A 15,917-nucleotide genomic window follows, 5' to 3' on the forward strand; every position below is an offset into this window, starting at 1 on the left:
GCTGTCGCTTATAAAGACACGGCTCGATTAGCGGGAATCACTACGGTCCGAGAGCCAGATCAGCGGGTATGGCACTCACACTACCGAGTGACGCGGACGCGTGGATCGACGCGTGGGGCGAGAAACTGAACGACTCGGCGGAGTACAGCGAGGTCGGCGCGGGCTGGGGCGTCGACTTCAACGGCGACTTCCTCTTTCACATCCGGCCCGACGACACATACGACGGCGAGGACCTGTACTTCTTCGTCGGCCTCGAAGACGGCGTGTGTACCGACGCATTCCGGACGGGCGACCCCGACGGCGTCGACTGGGGTTTTGCCTTCCGTGGCGAGTACAGCACCTGGAAGCGCCTGCTCCGGCAGGACCTGGGGGCCATCGACGGGCTGATGAGCGGCGAGTTCGAGCTGGACGGGGACATGCAGCGGACTCTCCAGTACAGCGACGCGGCCGTCGTCATGACCGAGGAGGCCGCGGCCGTCGAGACCGAGTTCGAGTACTGAGCCGGGGGACAGACCCATGACAGCAGCTCTCGTGAGGGAACACTGATGCGCGCAGTGGAGCTCCGGCTGTTGCCCGACGGGCAGGCGTTCCCGGGCGTCGACGCGGCCATCGGGAGCGTCGCGGGGGTCCGCCGGGAGGCGCTGGTGGCCCTGGAGTGGCACAGCGACGGGACCTACGCGCTCCTGTACCGCCTGGCCGGCGACGACGCCGCGGCGCTATCGACCGTCTTCGGCGAGCGCGACGACGTGTACGACTACGACGTGATCGACGGCGGCGACGGCCAACTGTTCGCGTTCGTCCACGTCAGCGAGCGCGAGACGCTGAGCGAGTTGCTCGCCATCGCCGAGTCCTACGCCCTCCTGCTCGACCCGCCCTTCCGGTACACGGATCGAGGTGTGCGGGTCACGGTCGCGGGCACCGAGGCGGCGCTGCAGGCGGCCTTCGCCGAGGTGACCGACCGGATCGCCGTCGACGTCGAGTGGATCGGCGAGTACACGCCCGACGAACCGGGGTATCTCGGCCGGTTGACCGACCGCCAGCGCGAGGCGGTGCTGGTCGCCCACGAGCTGGGCTACTACGAGACGCCGCGGGCCACGTCCTTCGAGGCCGTGGCCGAGGAACTGGGGTGTGCGCCGAGCACCGCGAACGAACTGCTCCGGCGGGCCGAGTCGGTCCTGCTGGACGCGCTGCTGGCGCAGTCCTAGAGTTCGCCTTTCGTGCTCGGCGTGTCGCTGCGGCGCTCGTCGATCCGGGTGGCGTCGTCCAGCGCCCGCGCCAGCGCCTTGAACAGCGCCTCGACCTGGTGGTGGGCATTCTCGCCGGTGACGGCGGCGTGCAGGGTGAGGCCGGCGTTCGTCGCCAGCGAGCGCAGGAAGTGCTGGCCCATCTGGCTGGTAAAGTCGCCGACGGTCTCCTGGGCGAACGTGCCGTCGAACTCGAAGAACGGGCGGCCCGACACGTCGACGACGACCTCGGCGACGGCCTCGTCGAGGGGGACCTTGCGGTCGGCGTAGCGGCGGATGCCGCGTTTGTCGCCCAGCGCCTCCTCGAAGGCCTGACCGAGAGTGATCGCCACGTCCTCGACGGTGTGGTGGTCGTCGATCTCCAGGTCGCCGTCGCAGTCCACGGTGAGGTCGAACAGGCCGTGCTTGGCCAGCGATTCCAGCATGTGGTCGAAGAAGCCGATCCCGGTATCGACCGTCGCGTCGCCGTCGCCGTCCACGTCGAGGGTCACCTCGATCTCGGTTTCGGCGGTCTCGCGGGTCACCGCCGCCGTCCGGTCGCTCATACCACGACACAGACGGCCGGATGCTAAATGCCCTTGCGTTCGTTCACGAGCCGGGACCGAACGGTGAATCAGGTTACCGAAGCAGGGGTCTTTTTTGAATGGAGTGTTATCGAAGATTGATGACCGAATCCGGGCGGCGGTCTCTGGTCAGTAGACGAGCGTTCCTCGCAACGGGCGCCGCGACGGCGACTGCACTGGCTGGGTGTGTCGGGAGCGGCGGCGGGAGCGACACTCTCAGGGTATCGACTTGGAGCGGAACGAACAAAACGGTCTTCGAGAACGTCGTCAAGCCGAAATACGAGGACGAAACCGGAAACTCGCTGGAAGTGGTCGGGAACTGGTCGGGTATCGTGCCGAAAGTCCGCCAGTCGCCGGAGGACAGCCCGCCGTTCGACGTGACAATCGGTGGGAGCCGAATCACGTACCGTGGCAATCAGGACGACCTCTGGGAGCCAGTCCGGTACGACAATCTCAGCAACAGCGACAAGTTGAAAGACCGGCTCATGCAGTACGAAGCGGCAAAGACGGCCGTCCCGGTCTCGTACGGAGTTCACGCCTACGTCTACAACAAAGACGCGACTACCTGGACGCCGGAGACGTGGAGCGATATCGTCTCGGACGAGGCGTCGAACGTGACCCTTTCGAGTGCATTCTGGTTGAAGAACCTGATGATGGCGGCGGTGATCGACGACAGCGAACCGCTCGCACAGGAGGTGTACGACAGGCAAAACGCCGATGCGCTCTTCGATCTGATCGAAGAGGTACCGACGACGAGTTTCTACCAGGGTGCACAGGACCTCTGGACGAAGCTCAATCAGGGGATCGCGAACGTCGGTCACTACTTCTTCGCGTACGGGCTGGCGAAGGCGGCGTCCTCGGACAAACTGAACATCGGCGTGACCGTCCCGCCGAAGACGACGGGATACATCGACTACTATCACGTCGTCCGTGGGTCGGGCAAGCGGGAGATGGCCGAGGAGTTCCTCGACTTCCTCATCAGTTCGGAGTTACAGACGGCGTACGCAAAGGAGTTCAACCTGGGGATGTCGAACACGAACACGGAGTATCCCGAGCAGACACGGGAGCAACTACCGACGAGCAACGACGAACTCGGCGACGTCGGGTTCCGCGACTTCGCACGGGTCGCGGACTACTCCTCGGAACTGAACAAGCGCTACCGGAAGCTGGTGCAGAACAACTGAGGACGGACGATGCTCGAAGTTGAGGGGGTCACGACACGGTACGGAGAACTGACCGCTGTCGACGACGTCTCGTTGACCGTGGCGGACGGCGAGCTGTTCTGTCTGCTCGGGCCGAGCGGGTGCGGGAAGTCGACAGTCCTGCGGACCATCGCCGGCTTCGAGGAGCCGGCGAGCGGGGACATCTCGATACGCGGGACCGACATAACCGGCCGGCCGCCACACCAGCGGGACTGCTCGATCGTCTTCCAGGACTGGGCACTGTTTCCACACAAGACCGCCTTGGAGAACGTCGCGTTCGGTCTGAAGATGCAGGGGGTCGATGCGGCCGAGCGCCGGGAGCGGGCACAGGAGGCGCTCGACCTCGTCGAGGTGGGGTCACAGGCCGAGGCAGCCCCCGACGAACTGAGCGGCGGGCAGCGACAGCGGGTCGCCCTGGCGCGGTCGCTGACGGTCGATCCGGATCTGCTCTTGCTCGACGAGCCGCTCTCGAACCTCGACCGTCGGCTGCGCGAATCGATGCAGATCGAGCTCAAAGACATTCAGCGCCGTCTGGAGACGACGATGGTGTACGTGACCCACGATCAGAACGAGGCGTTCACGCTCGCGGACCGGCTTGGCGTGATGAACGACGGGGAGCTGGTGCAGGTCGGGGACCCGGGGACGGTATACGACGATCCCAAAAGCCGCTTCGTCGAGGCGTTTCTCGGGTCGACAAACTTCGTCCCGTGTCGCGTCGTCGCTGTCGAGGAGCAGCCGATACTGGCGGCACCGTTCGGCGTCCGGTTCCAAGCGCCCATCGACGCCGGGTCGCTGGCGCAGGATGATACCATCGTCGTCTCCCTTCGTCCCGAGCGGCTGGACCTCAACCCGGCCGCGGAGGTGGCGGCGAGGGCCGTCGAGGACGGTGGCGTCGCCACGGACGAGGTGAGCGTTCCCTGTGCAGTCGTCGAGACGATTCGCCGGGGTTCCAGCGTCCGGATCCGGCTGTCGGCCGAGGAGACGGACCTGTTCGTCGAGGTACCGGTCGAAGAGGGTATCGATATGACGGCTGGCGATACCGTCGCGTTACAGTGGGCCACCGATGACGCCGTCTACTTCGCCGAGACGGGTGAGCGGTGCCGATGAGCACGGGAACGGGTCGGCTCTCCGTTCCGGCGCTGCCGGAGCGCTGGCGGACGCTGTTGTTGTTGCTCCCCGTCTTGCTTCTGGACATCGGCGCCTTCCTCGTGCCGATGGGATACCTGCTCAGGCTCAGCGTCACCGCGCGGACGTCACAGGGCGCGTTCGTCGAGGGGTCCTGGTCAATCGACGGGTACCGGTACGTCGCCTCGTCGGATCTCGTTCACCAGATCTTCGCGTTCACGGTCTCGTTCGGGGTCGGGGTGACGCTGCTCGCGGTCGCCATCGGCGTCGTGTACGCGTACGCGGCGTGGCAGGCGGGGCGTGCCGGCCGCATCGCGCTTTTGAGCGTGGCCGTGCTCTCGCTGTTTACGACGCTCGTGATCAAACTGTTCGCCGTCGTGTTGGTGTTTGCGCCACAGGGTGTTCTCAACGACCTGCTAACCGGGGTCGGACTGCTATCGGAGCCGGTACTGCTGGTCGACAACCTCGTCGGAGCGGTGCTCGGCCAGCTGTACATCGTCACGCCGTATGCGATTCTCGCGGTGTACGCAGTGCTGTCGACGCTCGACAGGCATCAGGTCGAGGCCGCACGGGACCTGGGCGCCGGTCGGTGGGACGCGTTCCGCGAGGTGATACTCCCACATATCCGTCCCGGTATCGCCGTCGCGACCGTGGTGAGTTTCACCTGGTCCATCGGTGCGTACGCCGCCCCGTTGCTGTTGGGATCGGGAAGCGAGCAGACGACGGGCATCCTGATTTCCGAGCTGTTGCTCACGCAGTTCGACTGGCCGGCGGCGGCGGCACTCGCAGTCATCACGGTGACGCTCGTGTTCTCGATCCTGATGGTCATACTGTGGCGGTTCGACGAGAGCGGAGGGATCCTCAATGCGTAAGCGTATCGGGACGTGGTTGTTCCGAGCGGTCGTCGGTCTCCTCGTCGTGTTTCTGTCGCTTCCGCTGTTGATCGTCGTCGCGACGGCGTTCGACGCGTCGGGTGCGGTGGTGTTCCCGCCCGAACAGTTCTCCGTGCGGTGGTTCGGGGCGCTTCTCGAACGACCGACCTGGATCCGCTCGGTACTGAACAGCCTGTTCATCGCAGGGGGAACGACGGTCGTCTCGATGATCGTCGGTGTGGCGGCCGCACTCGGTGTCCGTCGGTTCAGTGGGGCCGGTCGAACGGCGGTCGTTGGCCTGACCGTCCTCCCGCTTTTCGTCCCGGGTATCGTCATCGGGATCGTCCTGTTGACGTTCTTCAGTCGCTTCGGCCTCCAGCAGAGTTACCTCGCGATCATCGTCGCACACTCGCTGTGGGCGACGCCGCTGACGTTCTCGGTCGTGCAGGCGTCGTTCGCCCGGTTCGACTGGCACGTCGCAGAAGCGGCGCGAGACCTCGGTGCGACCCCCAGACGGGCGTTCCTGACGGTCGTCGCTCCGAACGTTCGTGCCGGACTCCTCGTCGCGGCACTGGTCGCGTTCGTCGTGAGCCTCCAGGAGTTCATCATGACGCTGTTTCTCTCCGGGCCGGATACCCGAACCGTCCCGGTCCAGGCCTGGAACTCGCTCAGACAGGGGCTGGATCCGCTGGTCAGCGTCGTCTCGACGATCCTGATCGTCGCCGTGACGGTTCTGATCCTCGCGGCGAGTGCCCTCGTCGGCCTCGACCGACTGGCTACCGACACCTGACGCGATGACGCGCGTCTGACTGAGTTATTTGTGTGTGACCGGTGACCACACTGGTATGCACAAGCGCGACGCGCTCGGCGCGCTCGTGGCGGCCACAGGACTGTTGTTCGTCGACACCGGCCCGACGCTGCCCGTCGCTGTGGTGCTGTTCGCGGCTGGGGCGTACCTGCTCGCCGCCCCGCGGTTTTCCGGGTCTCGGCGGCGCGTTGACCGCCCCGGCGGCCGGCAGGACCGGACCTGAACTCGAACACGACAGGCGTCATCGTTTTGCCTCCGGGGTGCTGGCTTACTGACATGGATCGCCGTCGATTCCTGGTGGCGGTGGGGGCCGCCGCCGGCCTGACGGGTTGTATGGGGGGATCCTCGGACGGGACGCCGAGCGACGCCGGACCGGGGAGTGGCGGGACCGACAGCGGGACGCCGGAACCGGTCTCGGCCGAGAACGACGGGTATCCCGATCCGTCGGGGATCGACGAGACGCCGCCAGCACCGGACGCGGACACGTCGTCGTTCCGGACAATCACCTACGAACAGGGGATCGAGGTCCCGCTGGTGCCCATCGACGTAGCCTACGACTGGTACCGCCGGCGCGACGCGCGCTTCGCGGACGCCCGTGGCGAGCGACAGTACGCGACCTCGCACATCACCGGCGCAGTCCTCAGTCCGGCCAGCGGCCGCCGGGACGACCCGGCGGCGGCCTGGCCGCAGAGCGACCGGATCGTAACCTACTGTGGCTGCCCACACCATCTCTCGTCGATGCGGGCGGCCCAGCTGTATCAGAACGGCTACGAGGAGGTGTACGCCATCGACGAGGGGTTCTGGGAGTGGCACCGGCTGGACTACCCGATGACCGGCGAGAACGTCGAGTACCAGCCCTACGGGTTCCTGATCGAAGGAGCCGCCGACCCCGCGACCGCCGGCGAGTACGCCTGGGCCCGGACGGCCGACGGGAGTCAGGAGGAAGCCCACCCCATCGGATCGGACGGCTCCTACGAACTCGTCTTGCACTTCTCGGACGTGACCGACGGGACGCAGATCACCGTCGAGACGCCCTCCTACAGCCTCACCGAGCCCCTCGGCGAGTTGACCAGTGGCGTCGTGACCCGGGAGGGAACCGTCGCTGGCGGCACGCGGGCCTGACTACTCGACCGCGGCCATCGCGTCTTCGAGCGTGAACTGCCCCTCGTAGAGGGCGCTCCCGACGACGACGGCGCTCGCGCCGGCCGCCTGCAGGTCGCGCACGTCGTCGATGGTGGCGACGCCGCCGCTGGCGATCACGGGGATGTCGACGGCCTCGACGACCCGGCGGACGGGGTCGGTCCGCACTCCTTCTAGCTGGCCCTCCACGTCCACGTCGGTAAAGAGGATCGCCCCCGCGCCGCGGTCCTCGTACCGGGTCGCGGCCTCGGCCGGGTCGAGGCCGGTGCCTTCGGTCCAGCCCGAGACGACGACCTCGCCGTCCTTGGCGTCGAGACTGACCGTCACGCTTCCGGGATGGGCCTCGCTGATCTCCGCGACGATCTCGGGTGTCTCGACGGCGGCGGTGCCGAGGATGACGCGGTCGACGCCCCGGTCCAGCAGATCGGTGGCGTCGGCGACGGTGCGGATGCCACCGCCCAGTTGTACGTCCACGTCGACCTCGTCGAGGATGGCGTCGACGGCGGGGGCGTTCTCGCGCTCGCCCTCGAACGCGCCGTCGAGGTCGACGAGGTGGAGGGTGCGTGCGCCGGCCTCGACCCAGCGGCGGGCGGCCTCGACGGGATCGCCGTACTCCGTGCCGGTGCCGCGCTCGCCGCCGACGAGCTGGACGACCTGCCCGTCCTGCATGTCCACGGCGGGGACGACCTCGAACTCGGGAAACATGTGCCCGACTCCGCGGGCGACTGCGGAAAGCGTGTCGGTCGCAGGCGGCCGAGCGACGGGTACCTCCCAACGATGGCGGGTATCGTCGGAAGCGCCATCGTTTAATCGCCGGCACTCGGACGGCCGAGTATGGTATCGGTGCTTCTCGTGGTCGGACTTCTCGTCGCGGTGTTCGTCGGGTTCAACATCGGCGGTTCTTCGACGGGCGTGGCGTTCGGTCCGGCGGTCGGGAGCAAAACCATCTCGAAGATCGTCGCGGCAGGGCTGATGAGCGGCTTTTTCCTGCTCGGCGGCGCGACCCTGGGAACCGAGGTCATCGAGACGATGGGCGGGGACATCGTGCCGGCAGAGATGTTCACGCTCGCGACCAGCGTGGGCGTCCTGTTTTTCGTCGGGTTCGCGCTGCTCATCTCGAACCTCTTCGGCGTCCCCGCCTCGACATCGATGACGGCGGTCGGGGCCATCGCAGGGCTGGGCGTCGCGACCGGCACGATAGACTGGAGCGTCATGGGGCAGATCGTCTCGTGGTGGCTGTTCGCGCCGGTACTCGCGTTCTGGGTCTGTGCCGTCATCGGTCGGTACTTCTACCCGTACATCCAGCAGTGGTTCCCGCTCGAAGGCGCAAGGGGTTCGCCGGTTGTAATCGACAGATCAGGGGCGATTCCGCTGCCGCGGAAGCGACCCGGAACCGGGAACAAGGAGGTGCTCGCCGGGTTCCTGGTCGTCGGCATCGCCTGTTATATGGCCTTCTCGGCGGGTGCGTCCAACGCGGCCAACGCCGTCGCACCGCTGGTCGGAAGCGGCCGGCTCGGCCTGTATCCGGGCGTGTTCCTCGCCAGCGGCGCGGTGGCGCTCGGCGCGTTCACCATCGCCCGCCGGACGCTCGATACCGTCGGCAACGACCTGACCGACCTGCCGATCCTAGCGGCGCTCATCGTCGAATCGGTGAGTGCGACCATCATCACGGCACTCTCGTGGATGGGGATTCCCGCGAGTCTGGCGGTCAGCGCGACCATGTGTATCGTCGGGCTGGGCTGGGGTCGGGCGACCCGGACGACGACCATCTCCGACGCCGCGAGCGCAGCAGTCAAAGGCGAGAGTGCCACGGAGATGTCGGTCGACGTGCTCGCGGCCGACGAGGCGGAGGCGATGGACGAGGGCACGAGCGTCTCGAAGATCGGTGAGGAAGAGCAGACCGAAATCACGGCAGCGGACCTGTTCGACCCGGCAGCGACGGGGCGAGTGGTGATGCTGTGGATTCTCACGCCGACGCTGTCGGGCGTGGCGTCGTACCTGCTCTTCCGGTTCGCGCCGGTGTTTTGACCACCTGCCCCGAAAAATCCGGCATAATTGTTCATCGGGGGAACCCGAAAACAGCAAAGTCTAACAGTCGGGGGACCGAATGAAAAGGTGATGCCCACGGTAGAGTACCTTAATTACGAAGTACTGGACGATCACGGTTGGGACATGTACGACAACGAGACGTTCGACAAGGCCGCAGACGCCGACCTCGACGACGAGGACTACGGCACTCTGGAGGTCAACGAGGGTGAGTACATCCTCGAGGCCGCCGAATCCCAGGGCTACGACTGGCCGTTCTCCTGTCGCGCCGGCGCGTGTGCGAACTGCGCCGCCATCGTCGTCGAAGGCGAGATCGACATGGACATGCAGCAGATCCTCTCAGACGAGGAGGTCGAAGACAAGAACGTCCGTCTGACCTGTATCGGCAGCCCCGACGCCGACGAGGTCCGGATCGTCTACAACGCGAAGCACCTCGACTACCTGCAGAACCGCGTCATCTAAACCTGCAGCGTACCCACAATGTGGGTACACATTCTTGAGTGAACGACCGTGGAAACAGTTAGTAGTGGAAATACTACGCGGTAGAAGCCCTCTATCGGGTTTTCCATCATGTGTTGAGTTGCCCCCAGATGCTCCTGTAGGCCCAAGGTTGGTAGACAGGGCAAAGGACTGAAGCAAAATTTGAGGCGTGTGTCCCGTTCCCCATCTCGCTTGATCATTCACTACTCGCGCGCGTACGGAAGGAGGCACCAGACTTGAACTCGGTCAGTTCTTCGATGCGCGATTCCAGTTCTTCAATCTCATTGCAGAGTTCCTCGGCTCCGTCGCTTTCACTCGCTGCGAGTTGGTCCTTGAGACCCTGCAGTCGCGTCTCCTTCTCGTCTTCATTGACCTCGGATTTTCGGGCATACTCGCTTTCGTTTATCTCGTATACGTCCGACTCTGAGAGTTCGGTCACATCAAGTGCGTCGTCTACCTTGTCAGTATCGACACTCGTTAGTTGTTCGCGATTGATACCGGCGGCTTCCAGCGCCTTCAAGACCAGCTCCTCATCTTTGAGCGAGCGATTACGGCGGGAGGTACGTTGGACAGAGCCGAACTGGCCGCTGACGGGTTGGTCGTGGTGCAGTCGGCTGATCAATACTTCGGCAACCGACTTGCGCAAGTCGTTAGCATTCCGCTGCACGTCCGAAAGTAGCGTGTAGATATTCACAAGTGCAGGTGTCTCCACGTTGTTGAGTTTCCCGACGAATAGGACGACAATCTACTCCGGTATCTCATATAAATTTGCGATAAAACGGCTCCACAGTAAATCTGTATTTGAGATCTTAGTAGTGAATTTAGAAGGGAAATTGGTAAGACCGAGTGAGACAATTATCAATTCTTCATTATGAGGTTGTTCGATAGCTTGTAGGAACAACTTAGACTACCGATTGTAATCGACAAATACAGCCTGCGCGCTGCGGTTTTTACCACCGTAATCTACAATCTTCACGCGGATAGTGTCATACTTTTCAAGATCCTGTGGGGCTTGATTGACAAAAATCTTCAAACTATTCTTAGTTCCCATAATCGTCGCCGGAGGGGAACTGTAGTCAACTTCCTTAAGAACAAGTAATATTTCTTCTCCTAACTCTACTACTTCAGATGGATCACGCTGTTGCGCACGTCGGTGTGCCCGTTCCGCTTGATGATCATCATACTTCGTTGATGAAGTATACTTGCTGTCCCCTTCACCTTTCGTACTAGATGCCATTTCGCCGGGTATCTCTTGTCTGAGAACAGTCTTCTCACTTTCAGTTTTCGACATCGACTGTTCTCCATCAGATTCTGGTTCTGAAGAAACACCATCATCTATTGACGAGCCGGGTTTTGATTCAGTATCACGGTTTATAGATTCCTTTACAGTATTTCCGCTACCATTTGATCCAACCCCTGGAAACCTGTTTGGATCAAGTAAGTTTGATTCCACTCCTCTATCATTCTCATCTCCCGGGTCTGTAGGAAATTCATTTAATATGGCGAATGCTTCTGGGAGTTCTTCCGGATCAGGGTTAATAGGGATAACCCGGCCAGATTCTGGCGATACTGGCAGTTGAACTTCTCCATCAAAATATTCTTCATCTTGTTCCAGTGGGGCACTGGTAGTTATTGCTGGAAAATCTGTTACGATGTCACCATCACCATGAACCGTTCTGTATCCAGCAAAATTAAAATCATTATACTTTGCGTATTGCTTTCTGTAAGAAAGGTTACCACTAGCAAGACCCTCTTCTTCAATCAAAATTGAGTTGATTGCAAATTTCCAAAGTAAATCAGCATCTCTAGGCAAGGCTCTATAAATAATGGAAAACCCGTCAGTAAGATCAGCTAGTTCGTTAGGGGGGATTTTGATATTTGCAGAGCGTGCAGAGTAATCTACCGGGAAGTCATCTAATCGACTTCTAGGGAGAACTATCCCAAATTCAGCACCATACCGATCCTCCACTTCCATAGAAGTGAGCTTGACAAACCCGTAGCTGTTCATCCTTTCCCACAGGCTATTCAATTCGTTTTTGAGTTTATCGTTGATTTCCCCAGGTATTTCTTTGGGAAGTTCAAATATATGAGTATCTATTTCTGGAGTTTCAATAAAAACAACATCCCTGTCAATACCGAGGACATTTCGGTTTGATTCATCGCTATAATCATCTTTAAAAGTTGCAGAATCTTGGAACCATTTAGTTTTCAGATAGCTACACAACGCAATTTCAAGGGCTTTCTCATCATCTCCCATCTCTGAGGAATGCGTAATAATTGTCATATATTTGTATCCAGCAGCCCGCGCAACTGTCGACAATAGAGGTCGAATGAGGTTACCAGATTCACCAAGGATAGAGTAGACCCATCTCCCTGCTTCACCGGGATAGAGGGCTTCAACATCATGGGTTTCTACAATCTGAATTAAAATATCAACACGCTCTTTGACAGGTTGCTGTTCGAGAGTTTGGATATATGCATCGGAGTTCTTCAATTCCGCATCTAAGTTGTCCTCACTCTTTTTTGAAATATGTCCGAGGTCGCAAACGAGAGAAAATAATCGATTAAAAAAGAATTCGCCGACTTCGTTACCGCCGCTCTTGATTATTTCAGCACCCTGCTTGGTTATCTCGTAAGTATTGGCTGAAGTATAATCATCCGTAACACGAATATAGTAGTTACCGTCCTCACGACACTTCAAATATGGCATATGCACTCATATTGTAGTTGCATAAATAAACCCCCGGCAGAGATTGTCTCTGATGTGATGTTCTTATTGTTAGATCATCGGTGTTCGGTTAAGCACTGGATCGCCTCGTGAAGGCTTCAACCACTCGTTCGGGCAGTAGTTGGCGGGATCGCTCTGGTTGTCGAGCTTCACGGAACAACAACTCCACGTCATCTAAACCTGCAGCGTGCCCACATTGTGGGTACACATTCTTGAAGGAGCGACCGTGGAAACAGTTAGTAGTGGAAATACTACGCGGTAGAAGCCCTCTATCGGGTTTTCCACCATGTGCTAAATTGCCCCCAGATACTTCTGCGGGCCCAATGTTGATAGACTGGACAAAAAGGTCTTTCCACGCTTGGACTTGTAATAAATACGGCGTTTCGAGTATAATAAGATATAACAGCGAGCATATAAAGGTGGTGTCCGGAGAGGTGATCACGGGGACGTGGCGTCAAACCCACAGTCTAGCCCCTAGCCGTGAAAATGGCCGCAAGGTAAGGGGCGGAGCCTCTCCTACGAACACCCTATGAGGTGTTCACTGCGAGAGATCCCTCGCGAAAAGGCCACAACAAGTTCACATGGGCTTGTTGGGTGCGGTTGGATGGCCACTCGCGAAGCGGACCCCTGACTGATCACCAGTGGTCGCAGCAGGCGGGTGGGCCCTTCTCCGTGAGGAGAAGTGCGCTCCGGTATAGCCTTCGGGCAAAATACCGGGTCGTTCGTCCAGCCGATTTTGAATGCATCTGACTAAGCTGGGAGATATAGTTATCCTACAGATCGATCACCGGTAGAATCTCTGTGCCAGAACTATGCGAGGTACTTTATACCGAGGAGTCGCGCATGTTGACATGAAGACGAGATTTATCAAGACAACGAGCGGAGTCGATATTTGCGAAGGTGCAGCATGGTACGCATACCGCGAGCGTCTGGGACTCAGCCACTACAATGAGTTCCCAATCGCTACCGACTTAGATGCATTCAGCGAGGGTTCGCAGGCCCGAGAAACCCTCAAGAAATTCAGTGAGTATCTCGATGAGGGCGTCATCGCGATGGTTAGAAACCAGAGCCCTGACCTGCTGATGGGGGGATTCCTCATCTCTTCAATTGGCGATGTACCCGGCGCTCAGTCACCAGAACACGGCTTCAGGTTCATCATTTGTCGCTCAGGAGAGTGGGAGTGTAACTGTGAGGGTAGTTGCACAGATGGGTGCGGCGTCATCGCAGACTTCCCGGTCTCTCGGAGTGCTAGCCCGGAAGACATCGTTACAAGAGCGAATGCTGAGAGCGAGATTGCTGCCTCGATTTTAGAATCTGCACTGAGGCTCCGTCAACAAGGGGATAGCGCTTCGGAAACTGTCAAAACATCCGATGGCGAAGAAATAACCTTCGAGTACGACAGCGAGGAGGACAGGTTGCGTGGTGTGAGTTTTCTTCAGGCAGTCACACTCAATCCATCGGACACACAGTGGTGGTCGTATCAGACGTTCCCCTACTGGTCGAGTACTCCGCATCAGGGGACGACAGGAAACGTCAAGAACGCCGGTCGCAAGCAGTTGCTCGCGGCCTACCACAACTACGATAACCGGCTTGAAACACTGGAAGAGGAGGACACGACCGACCCGACAGCTGTTGACGGCGCTGAGGCCATCGATGTACTGGGAACAGATCAGGTGGAAACGCTCTGTACGGAGTATCTCAGGACACACGAGTACGAAGGGTACCAGCACGTATTTCCGACCGGAGGCGATCTGCAAGCGGCGGATACGCTGGCACGGACTGCTAACGGCACCCGCGTCGCAACTCAGGTGACGATGGAAGGTGGCAAGGCCTCAAAATTCCGGAAGTTGGCCAGTTTCGCAGCAGAGCAGGACGACTCTGGTGCAGTTGATCTGTGGTACTTCGGCAAGGGTGTCGATGAAAGTGATGTTCCAGAAGATGTCGAAGTCAAAATTGAGGTTCGGTCCATCGGTGACGTGTTCGAGTCAATGACTGATTCTGTCTGCTTGAATGCGATGCTAGAAGTCCCTGATCCGCAGGGAGAACCGGCCACAATGGGATAGGGAGGACTTCATCTGTCTTCTCCAAGCAGACGCGCGTGTCGACGTTCTGGGACGCATCCAGAACGTCGAGATTACCGACGAGCGAGGAACACGACACATTCGTGATGAATGGATCGAACTCGCGGAGACAGGTGAAGAATTCCGCCGTATCGTCTTGCACAAGCTGACTAACGCTGGGTCACTCTTCTGGCGCGATGACCTTTTCGCAAGCAGGACACTCGGCCCAGATGCCCTCGCTGCCGTCGTCCCTCTTGAATTCGACAAGGAGCCACGTCTCAGGGACCCGCTCGCCGCAGTCCGGACAGCGACCAAGAGACGATTCGTCGGTGTTCATGCAAAGGGGAATGGAAGGAGTGTGTGACTGGTTTTTCCAATCGGTAGTATGGTGTTCTCGAACGTAAGGTTTCGGTGAGAGTGGGCTTCTGGGAAACACTGGAATTCCGGAGGGCTGAGTTACCGCCACAGTTAACTCACAGATATTCAGGGATTAGGATGCGACTCAACCCCCAAAAAGTGGATGTAGCTGATCCAGTATAACGAGTGGGTGACCCGAGGGAATTTGAGGCCTCACTGCGATTTTAGAGTATGATCAATGACCCAGACCCCAATGATACGTGTGCCGGTGGAATTGGCCCTGAGCCCGGACTGGATAGGATCAGCGAGGAGCCGGACTTAGATGAATGAGCAGGGAAGCCCACCGACAAGCCGCCTGTCGACAACTCAAACGAATGTTTGCCGATTATCACTTGGAAGACAGCGAATCCAGATCATTTCCGGAAATTAATGAAGAAGCACTTGAGGCCAAGGTTAGTGAAATAGAATCTGAACTCAGAGCCGAACTACACAGACAAGGCAACAGCACCGAGGCTGAACAGTAGTCGGAAAACCCGAGACCTCTAATTGGGGATCTTGATCTTATTCACCAGAGCCATAGACACGGTGTACTCCTACTCGGAGGGCCACATCTGAAACCCGTAGTTGTATCTCAAATGTAGTTGTCCGGAAGTGCTGCAGTCTTATGTTATATATTTATGGAAGAGAATTAAATGGGAGGGAAGCTTCCCTCACCATTCGACCATCGCTGTCTAATGGATACGGCTCCCTCACTTCCAGCCGTATTCCATTATGGGCCTCTAGTCTCAGTACTACGAGAGATCGCGTTGAACTTCTATTCCATCTGACTCTGTGATGAGTGTAGCCTCCATTTCGTAATTAGTTTCACTAGCATACTGCTGTGTGATTTCCATCCATTGAGACTGATGAACATCCGAGACAATAATCGCAGCACCCCACTCATTTAAATCGTCATTCATGTGGATTTCTAATTCACGCCCAACTGGATCATCAGCATCCCTGTTCTCTGGAATAAACAGGTAGAAAATCGGCACAAACTCTGTTCCTTCAGTGGTCTTATGGACTACAGTCTGAATACTCGCACCTAATCGATCCGCGATGTTCTCGGCTTCATCTGGGCGAAGCGGTCGAGGTGGGAGTTTACTCGCTAACGCTGATGGACTAATCATAGTTCAGCACCCTGAGAGACGTTTTTTCGAGTACACGGGGACATACGCGGTGTTGGCTTCAGGGGTGCTACATCTTCTTTCATTTTCCCTCTAATGAGCTGCAACGGTCTGAGCCCGATTTGT

The 15,917-nt window shown here is 59.2% G+C and carries 17 protein-coding genes and 2 pseudogenes; 13 read left to right on the top strand and 6 right to left on the bottom strand.

The window, feature by feature from the left end:
* The first annotated feature begins 68 nt into the window (after positions 1-68).
* Together MU521_RS05550 and MU521_RS05555 are read left to right on the top strand one after the other, a co-directional pair.
* Entirely contained in the window at positions 69-500 is a 432-nt protein-coding gene (locus MU521_RS05550) for an SCP2 sterol-binding domain-containing protein (RefSeq protein ID WP_092687585.1), read from the top strand.
* Between the two features lie 45 nt (positions 501-545).
* Entirely contained in the window at positions 546-1,205 is a 660-nt protein-coding gene (locus tag MU521_RS05555) for a helix-turn-helix domain-containing protein (protein WP_092687582.1), read from the top strand.
* Here the strand turns inward: MU521_RS05555 and hisB are convergent.
* A complete protein-coding gene (hisB, locus tag MU521_RS05560) occupies positions 1,202-1,789 on the bottom strand; it encodes an imidazoleglycerol-phosphate dehydratase HisB (RefSeq protein WP_092687579.1) in 588 nt (195 codons plus the stop codon). The two genes, MU521_RS05555 and hisB, sit on opposite strands and share 4 nt — an antisense overlap.
* 119 nt (positions 1,790-1,908) lie before the next feature.
* Between hisB and MU521_RS05565 the strand changes: the two genes are divergently transcribed.
* From MU521_RS05565 to MU521_RS05590, 6 genes are read left to right on the top strand one after another with little or no spacing between them, the layout of a single operon-like run.
* Positions 1,909-2,991, top strand: a complete 1,083-nt coding sequence (locus MU521_RS05565) for an extracellular solute-binding protein (protein WP_175452754.1) — start codon at positions 1,909-1,911, stop codon at positions 2,989-2,991.
* Between the two features lie 9 nt (positions 2,992-3,000).
* Positions 3,001-4,116: an ABC transporter ATP-binding protein gene (locus tag MU521_RS05570; protein WP_092687575.1), complete on the top strand. Its 1,116-nt coding sequence runs from the start codon at positions 3,001-3,003 to the stop codon at positions 4,114-4,116.
* Complete coding sequence (locus tag MU521_RS05575; RefSeq protein WP_092687572.1) at positions 4,113-5,006, top strand: ABC transporter permease; 894 nt, start codon at positions 4,113-4,115, stop codon at positions 5,004-5,006. Before MU521_RS05570 ends, MU521_RS05575 begins: the two co-directional genes overlap by 4 nt.
* Positions 4,999-5,796, top strand: a complete 798-nt coding sequence (locus tag MU521_RS05580) for an ABC transporter permease (RefSeq protein ID WP_092687569.1) — start codon at positions 4,999-5,001, stop codon at positions 5,794-5,796. The genes MU521_RS05575 and MU521_RS05580 overlap by 8 nt, the downstream gene beginning before the upstream one ends.
* A gap of 55 nt (positions 5,797-5,851) precedes the next feature.
* Positions 5,852-6,037, top strand: a complete 186-nt coding sequence (locus tag MU521_RS05585; protein WP_092687566.1) for a hypothetical protein — start codon at positions 5,852-5,854, stop codon at positions 6,035-6,037.
* Between the two features lie 53 nt (positions 6,038-6,090).
* The gene (locus MU521_RS05590; RefSeq protein WP_092687563.1) at positions 6,091-6,936 is read left to right on the top strand and encodes a rhodanese-like domain-containing protein; all 846 of its coding nucleotides are present in this window, start codon (positions 6,091-6,093) and stop codon (positions 6,934-6,936) included.
* Here the strand turns inward: MU521_RS05590 and hisA are convergent, their stop codons facing one another.
* On the bottom strand, positions 6,937-7,659 hold the full coding sequence (gene hisA, locus MU521_RS05595; RefSeq protein WP_092687560.1) for a 1-(5-phosphoribosyl)-5-[(5-phosphoribosylamino)methylideneamino]imidazole-4-carboxamide isomerase: 723 nt from the start codon (positions 7,657-7,659) through the stop codon (positions 6,937-6,939).
* A 129-nt stretch (positions 7,660-7,788) separates the two neighbouring features.
* Here hisA and MU521_RS05600 point away from each other — a divergent pair, with 129 nt between their 5' ends.
* Positions 7,789-8,982 (top strand): inorganic phosphate transporter, encoded by a 1,194-nt coding sequence (locus MU521_RS05600; protein WP_092687557.1) that lies wholly within the window; start codon positions 7,789-7,791, stop codon positions 8,980-8,982.
* 90 nt (positions 8,983-9,072) lie between these two features.
* Entirely contained in the window at positions 9,073-9,462 is a 390-nt protein-coding gene (gene fer, locus MU521_RS05605; protein ID WP_092687554.1) for a ferredoxin Fer, read from the top strand.
* 214 nt (positions 9,463-9,676) lie between these two features.
* On the opposite strand, the pseudogene MU521_RS05610 reads toward fer, so the two are convergent.
* Together MU521_RS05610 and MU521_RS05615 are read right to left on the bottom strand one after the other, a co-directional pair.
* Positions 9,677-10,210: pseudogene (locus MU521_RS05610) on the bottom strand (DUF7983 family protein); the annotation flags it as partial.
* 177 nt (positions 10,211-10,387) lie between these two features.
* Entirely contained in the window at positions 10,388-12,190 is a 1,803-nt protein-coding gene (locus MU521_RS05615; protein ID WP_139171042.1) for a hypothetical protein, read from the bottom strand.
* Positions 12,191-13,059: 869 nt separating this feature from the next.
* Here MU521_RS05615 and MU521_RS05620 point away from each other — a divergent pair.
* The gene (locus MU521_RS05620) at positions 13,060-14,271 is read left to right on the top strand and encodes a hypothetical protein (RefSeq protein ID WP_092687548.1); all 1,212 of its coding nucleotides are present in this window, start codon (positions 13,060-13,062) and stop codon (positions 14,269-14,271) included.
* Between the two features lie 4 nt (positions 14,272-14,275).
* Positions 14,276-14,428: pseudogene (locus MU521_RS05625) on the top strand (IS4 family transposase); the annotation flags it as partial.
* 21 nt (positions 14,429-14,449) lie between these two features.
* Here the strand turns inward: MU521_RS05625 and MU521_RS05630 are convergent.
* The gene (locus MU521_RS05630; RefSeq protein ID WP_175452753.1) at positions 14,450-14,605 is read right to left on the bottom strand and encodes a DUF7837 family putative zinc-binding protein; all 156 of its coding nucleotides are present in this window, start codon (positions 14,603-14,605) and stop codon (positions 14,450-14,452) included.
* Positions 14,606-14,951: 346 nt separating this feature from the next.
* Between MU521_RS05630 and MU521_RS05635 the strand changes: the two genes are divergently transcribed.
* On the top strand, positions 14,952-15,149 hold the full coding sequence (locus MU521_RS05635) for a hypothetical protein (RefSeq protein ID WP_139171041.1): 198 nt from the start codon (positions 14,952-14,954) through the stop codon (positions 15,147-15,149).
* 267 nt (positions 15,150-15,416) lie between these two features.
* Here MU521_RS05635 and MU521_RS05640 read toward each other — a convergent pair whose 3' ends face one another.
* The gene (locus MU521_RS05640; protein ID WP_250864790.1) at positions 15,417-15,659 is read right to left on the bottom strand and encodes a hypothetical protein; all 243 of its coding nucleotides are present in this window, start codon (positions 15,657-15,659) and stop codon (positions 15,417-15,419) included.
* Between the last annotated feature and the right edge of the window lie 258 nt (positions 15,660-15,917).

The sequence above is a fragment of the Halorientalis regularis genome (assembly GCF_023698535.1).
Classification (GTDB): domain Archaea; phylum Halobacteriota; class Halobacteria; order Halobacteriales; family Haloarculaceae; genus Halorientalis; species Halorientalis regularis.

Excerpts from the sequence above, each read along its gene's own strand:
- MU521_RS05550 (WP_092687585.1), top strand. The coding sequence starts at position 69 with ATGGCACTCACACTACCGAGTGACGCGGACGCGTGGATCGACGCGTGG.
- MU521_RS05555 (WP_092687582.1), top strand. The coding sequence starts at position 546 with ATGCGCGCAGTGGAGCTCCGGCTGTTGCCCGACGGGCAGGCGTTCCCG.
- hisB (WP_092687579.1), bottom strand. The coding sequence starts at position 1,789 with ATGAGCGACCGGACGGCGGCGGTGACCCGCGAGACCGCCGAAACCGAG.
- MU521_RS05565 (WP_175452754.1), top strand. The coding sequence starts at position 1,909 with ATGACCGAATCCGGGCGGCGGTCTCTGGTCAGTAGACGAGCGTTCCTC.
- MU521_RS05570 (WP_092687575.1), top strand. The coding sequence starts at position 3,001 with ATGCTCGAAGTTGAGGGGGTCACGACACGGTACGGAGAACTGACCGCT.
- MU521_RS05575 (WP_092687572.1), top strand. The coding sequence starts at position 4,113 with ATGAGCACGGGAACGGGTCGGCTCTCCGTTCCGGCGCTGCCGGAGCGC.
- MU521_RS05580 (WP_092687569.1), top strand. The coding sequence starts at position 4,999 with ATGCGTAAGCGTATCGGGACGTGGTTGTTCCGAGCGGTCGTCGGTCTC.
- MU521_RS05585 (WP_092687566.1), top strand. The coding sequence starts at position 5,852 with ATGCACAAGCGCGACGCGCTCGGCGCGCTCGTGGCGGCCACAGGACTG.
- MU521_RS05590 (WP_092687563.1), top strand. The coding sequence starts at position 6,091 with ATGGATCGCCGTCGATTCCTGGTGGCGGTGGGGGCCGCCGCCGGCCTG.
- hisA (WP_092687560.1), bottom strand. The coding sequence starts at position 7,659 with ATGTTTCCCGAGTTCGAGGTCGTCCCCGCCGTGGACATGCAGGACGGG.
- MU521_RS05600 (WP_092687557.1), top strand. The coding sequence starts at position 7,789 with ATGGTATCGGTGCTTCTCGTGGTCGGACTTCTCGTCGCGGTGTTCGTC.
- fer (WP_092687554.1), top strand. The coding sequence starts at position 9,073 with ATGCCCACGGTAGAGTACCTTAATTACGAAGTACTGGACGATCACGGT.
- MU521_RS05615 (WP_139171042.1), bottom strand. The coding sequence starts at position 12,190 with ATGCCATATTTGAAGTGTCGTGAGGACGGTAACTACTATATTCGTGTT.
- MU521_RS05620 (WP_092687548.1), top strand. The coding sequence starts at position 13,060 with ATGAAGACGAGATTTATCAAGACAACGAGCGGAGTCGATATTTGCGAA.
- MU521_RS05630 (WP_175452753.1), bottom strand. The coding sequence starts at position 14,605 with ATGAACACCGACGAATCGTCTCTTGGTCGCTGTCCGGACTGCGGCGAG.
- MU521_RS05635 (WP_139171041.1), top strand. The coding sequence starts at position 14,952 with ATGAGCAGGGAAGCCCACCGACAAGCCGCCTGTCGACAACTCAAACGA.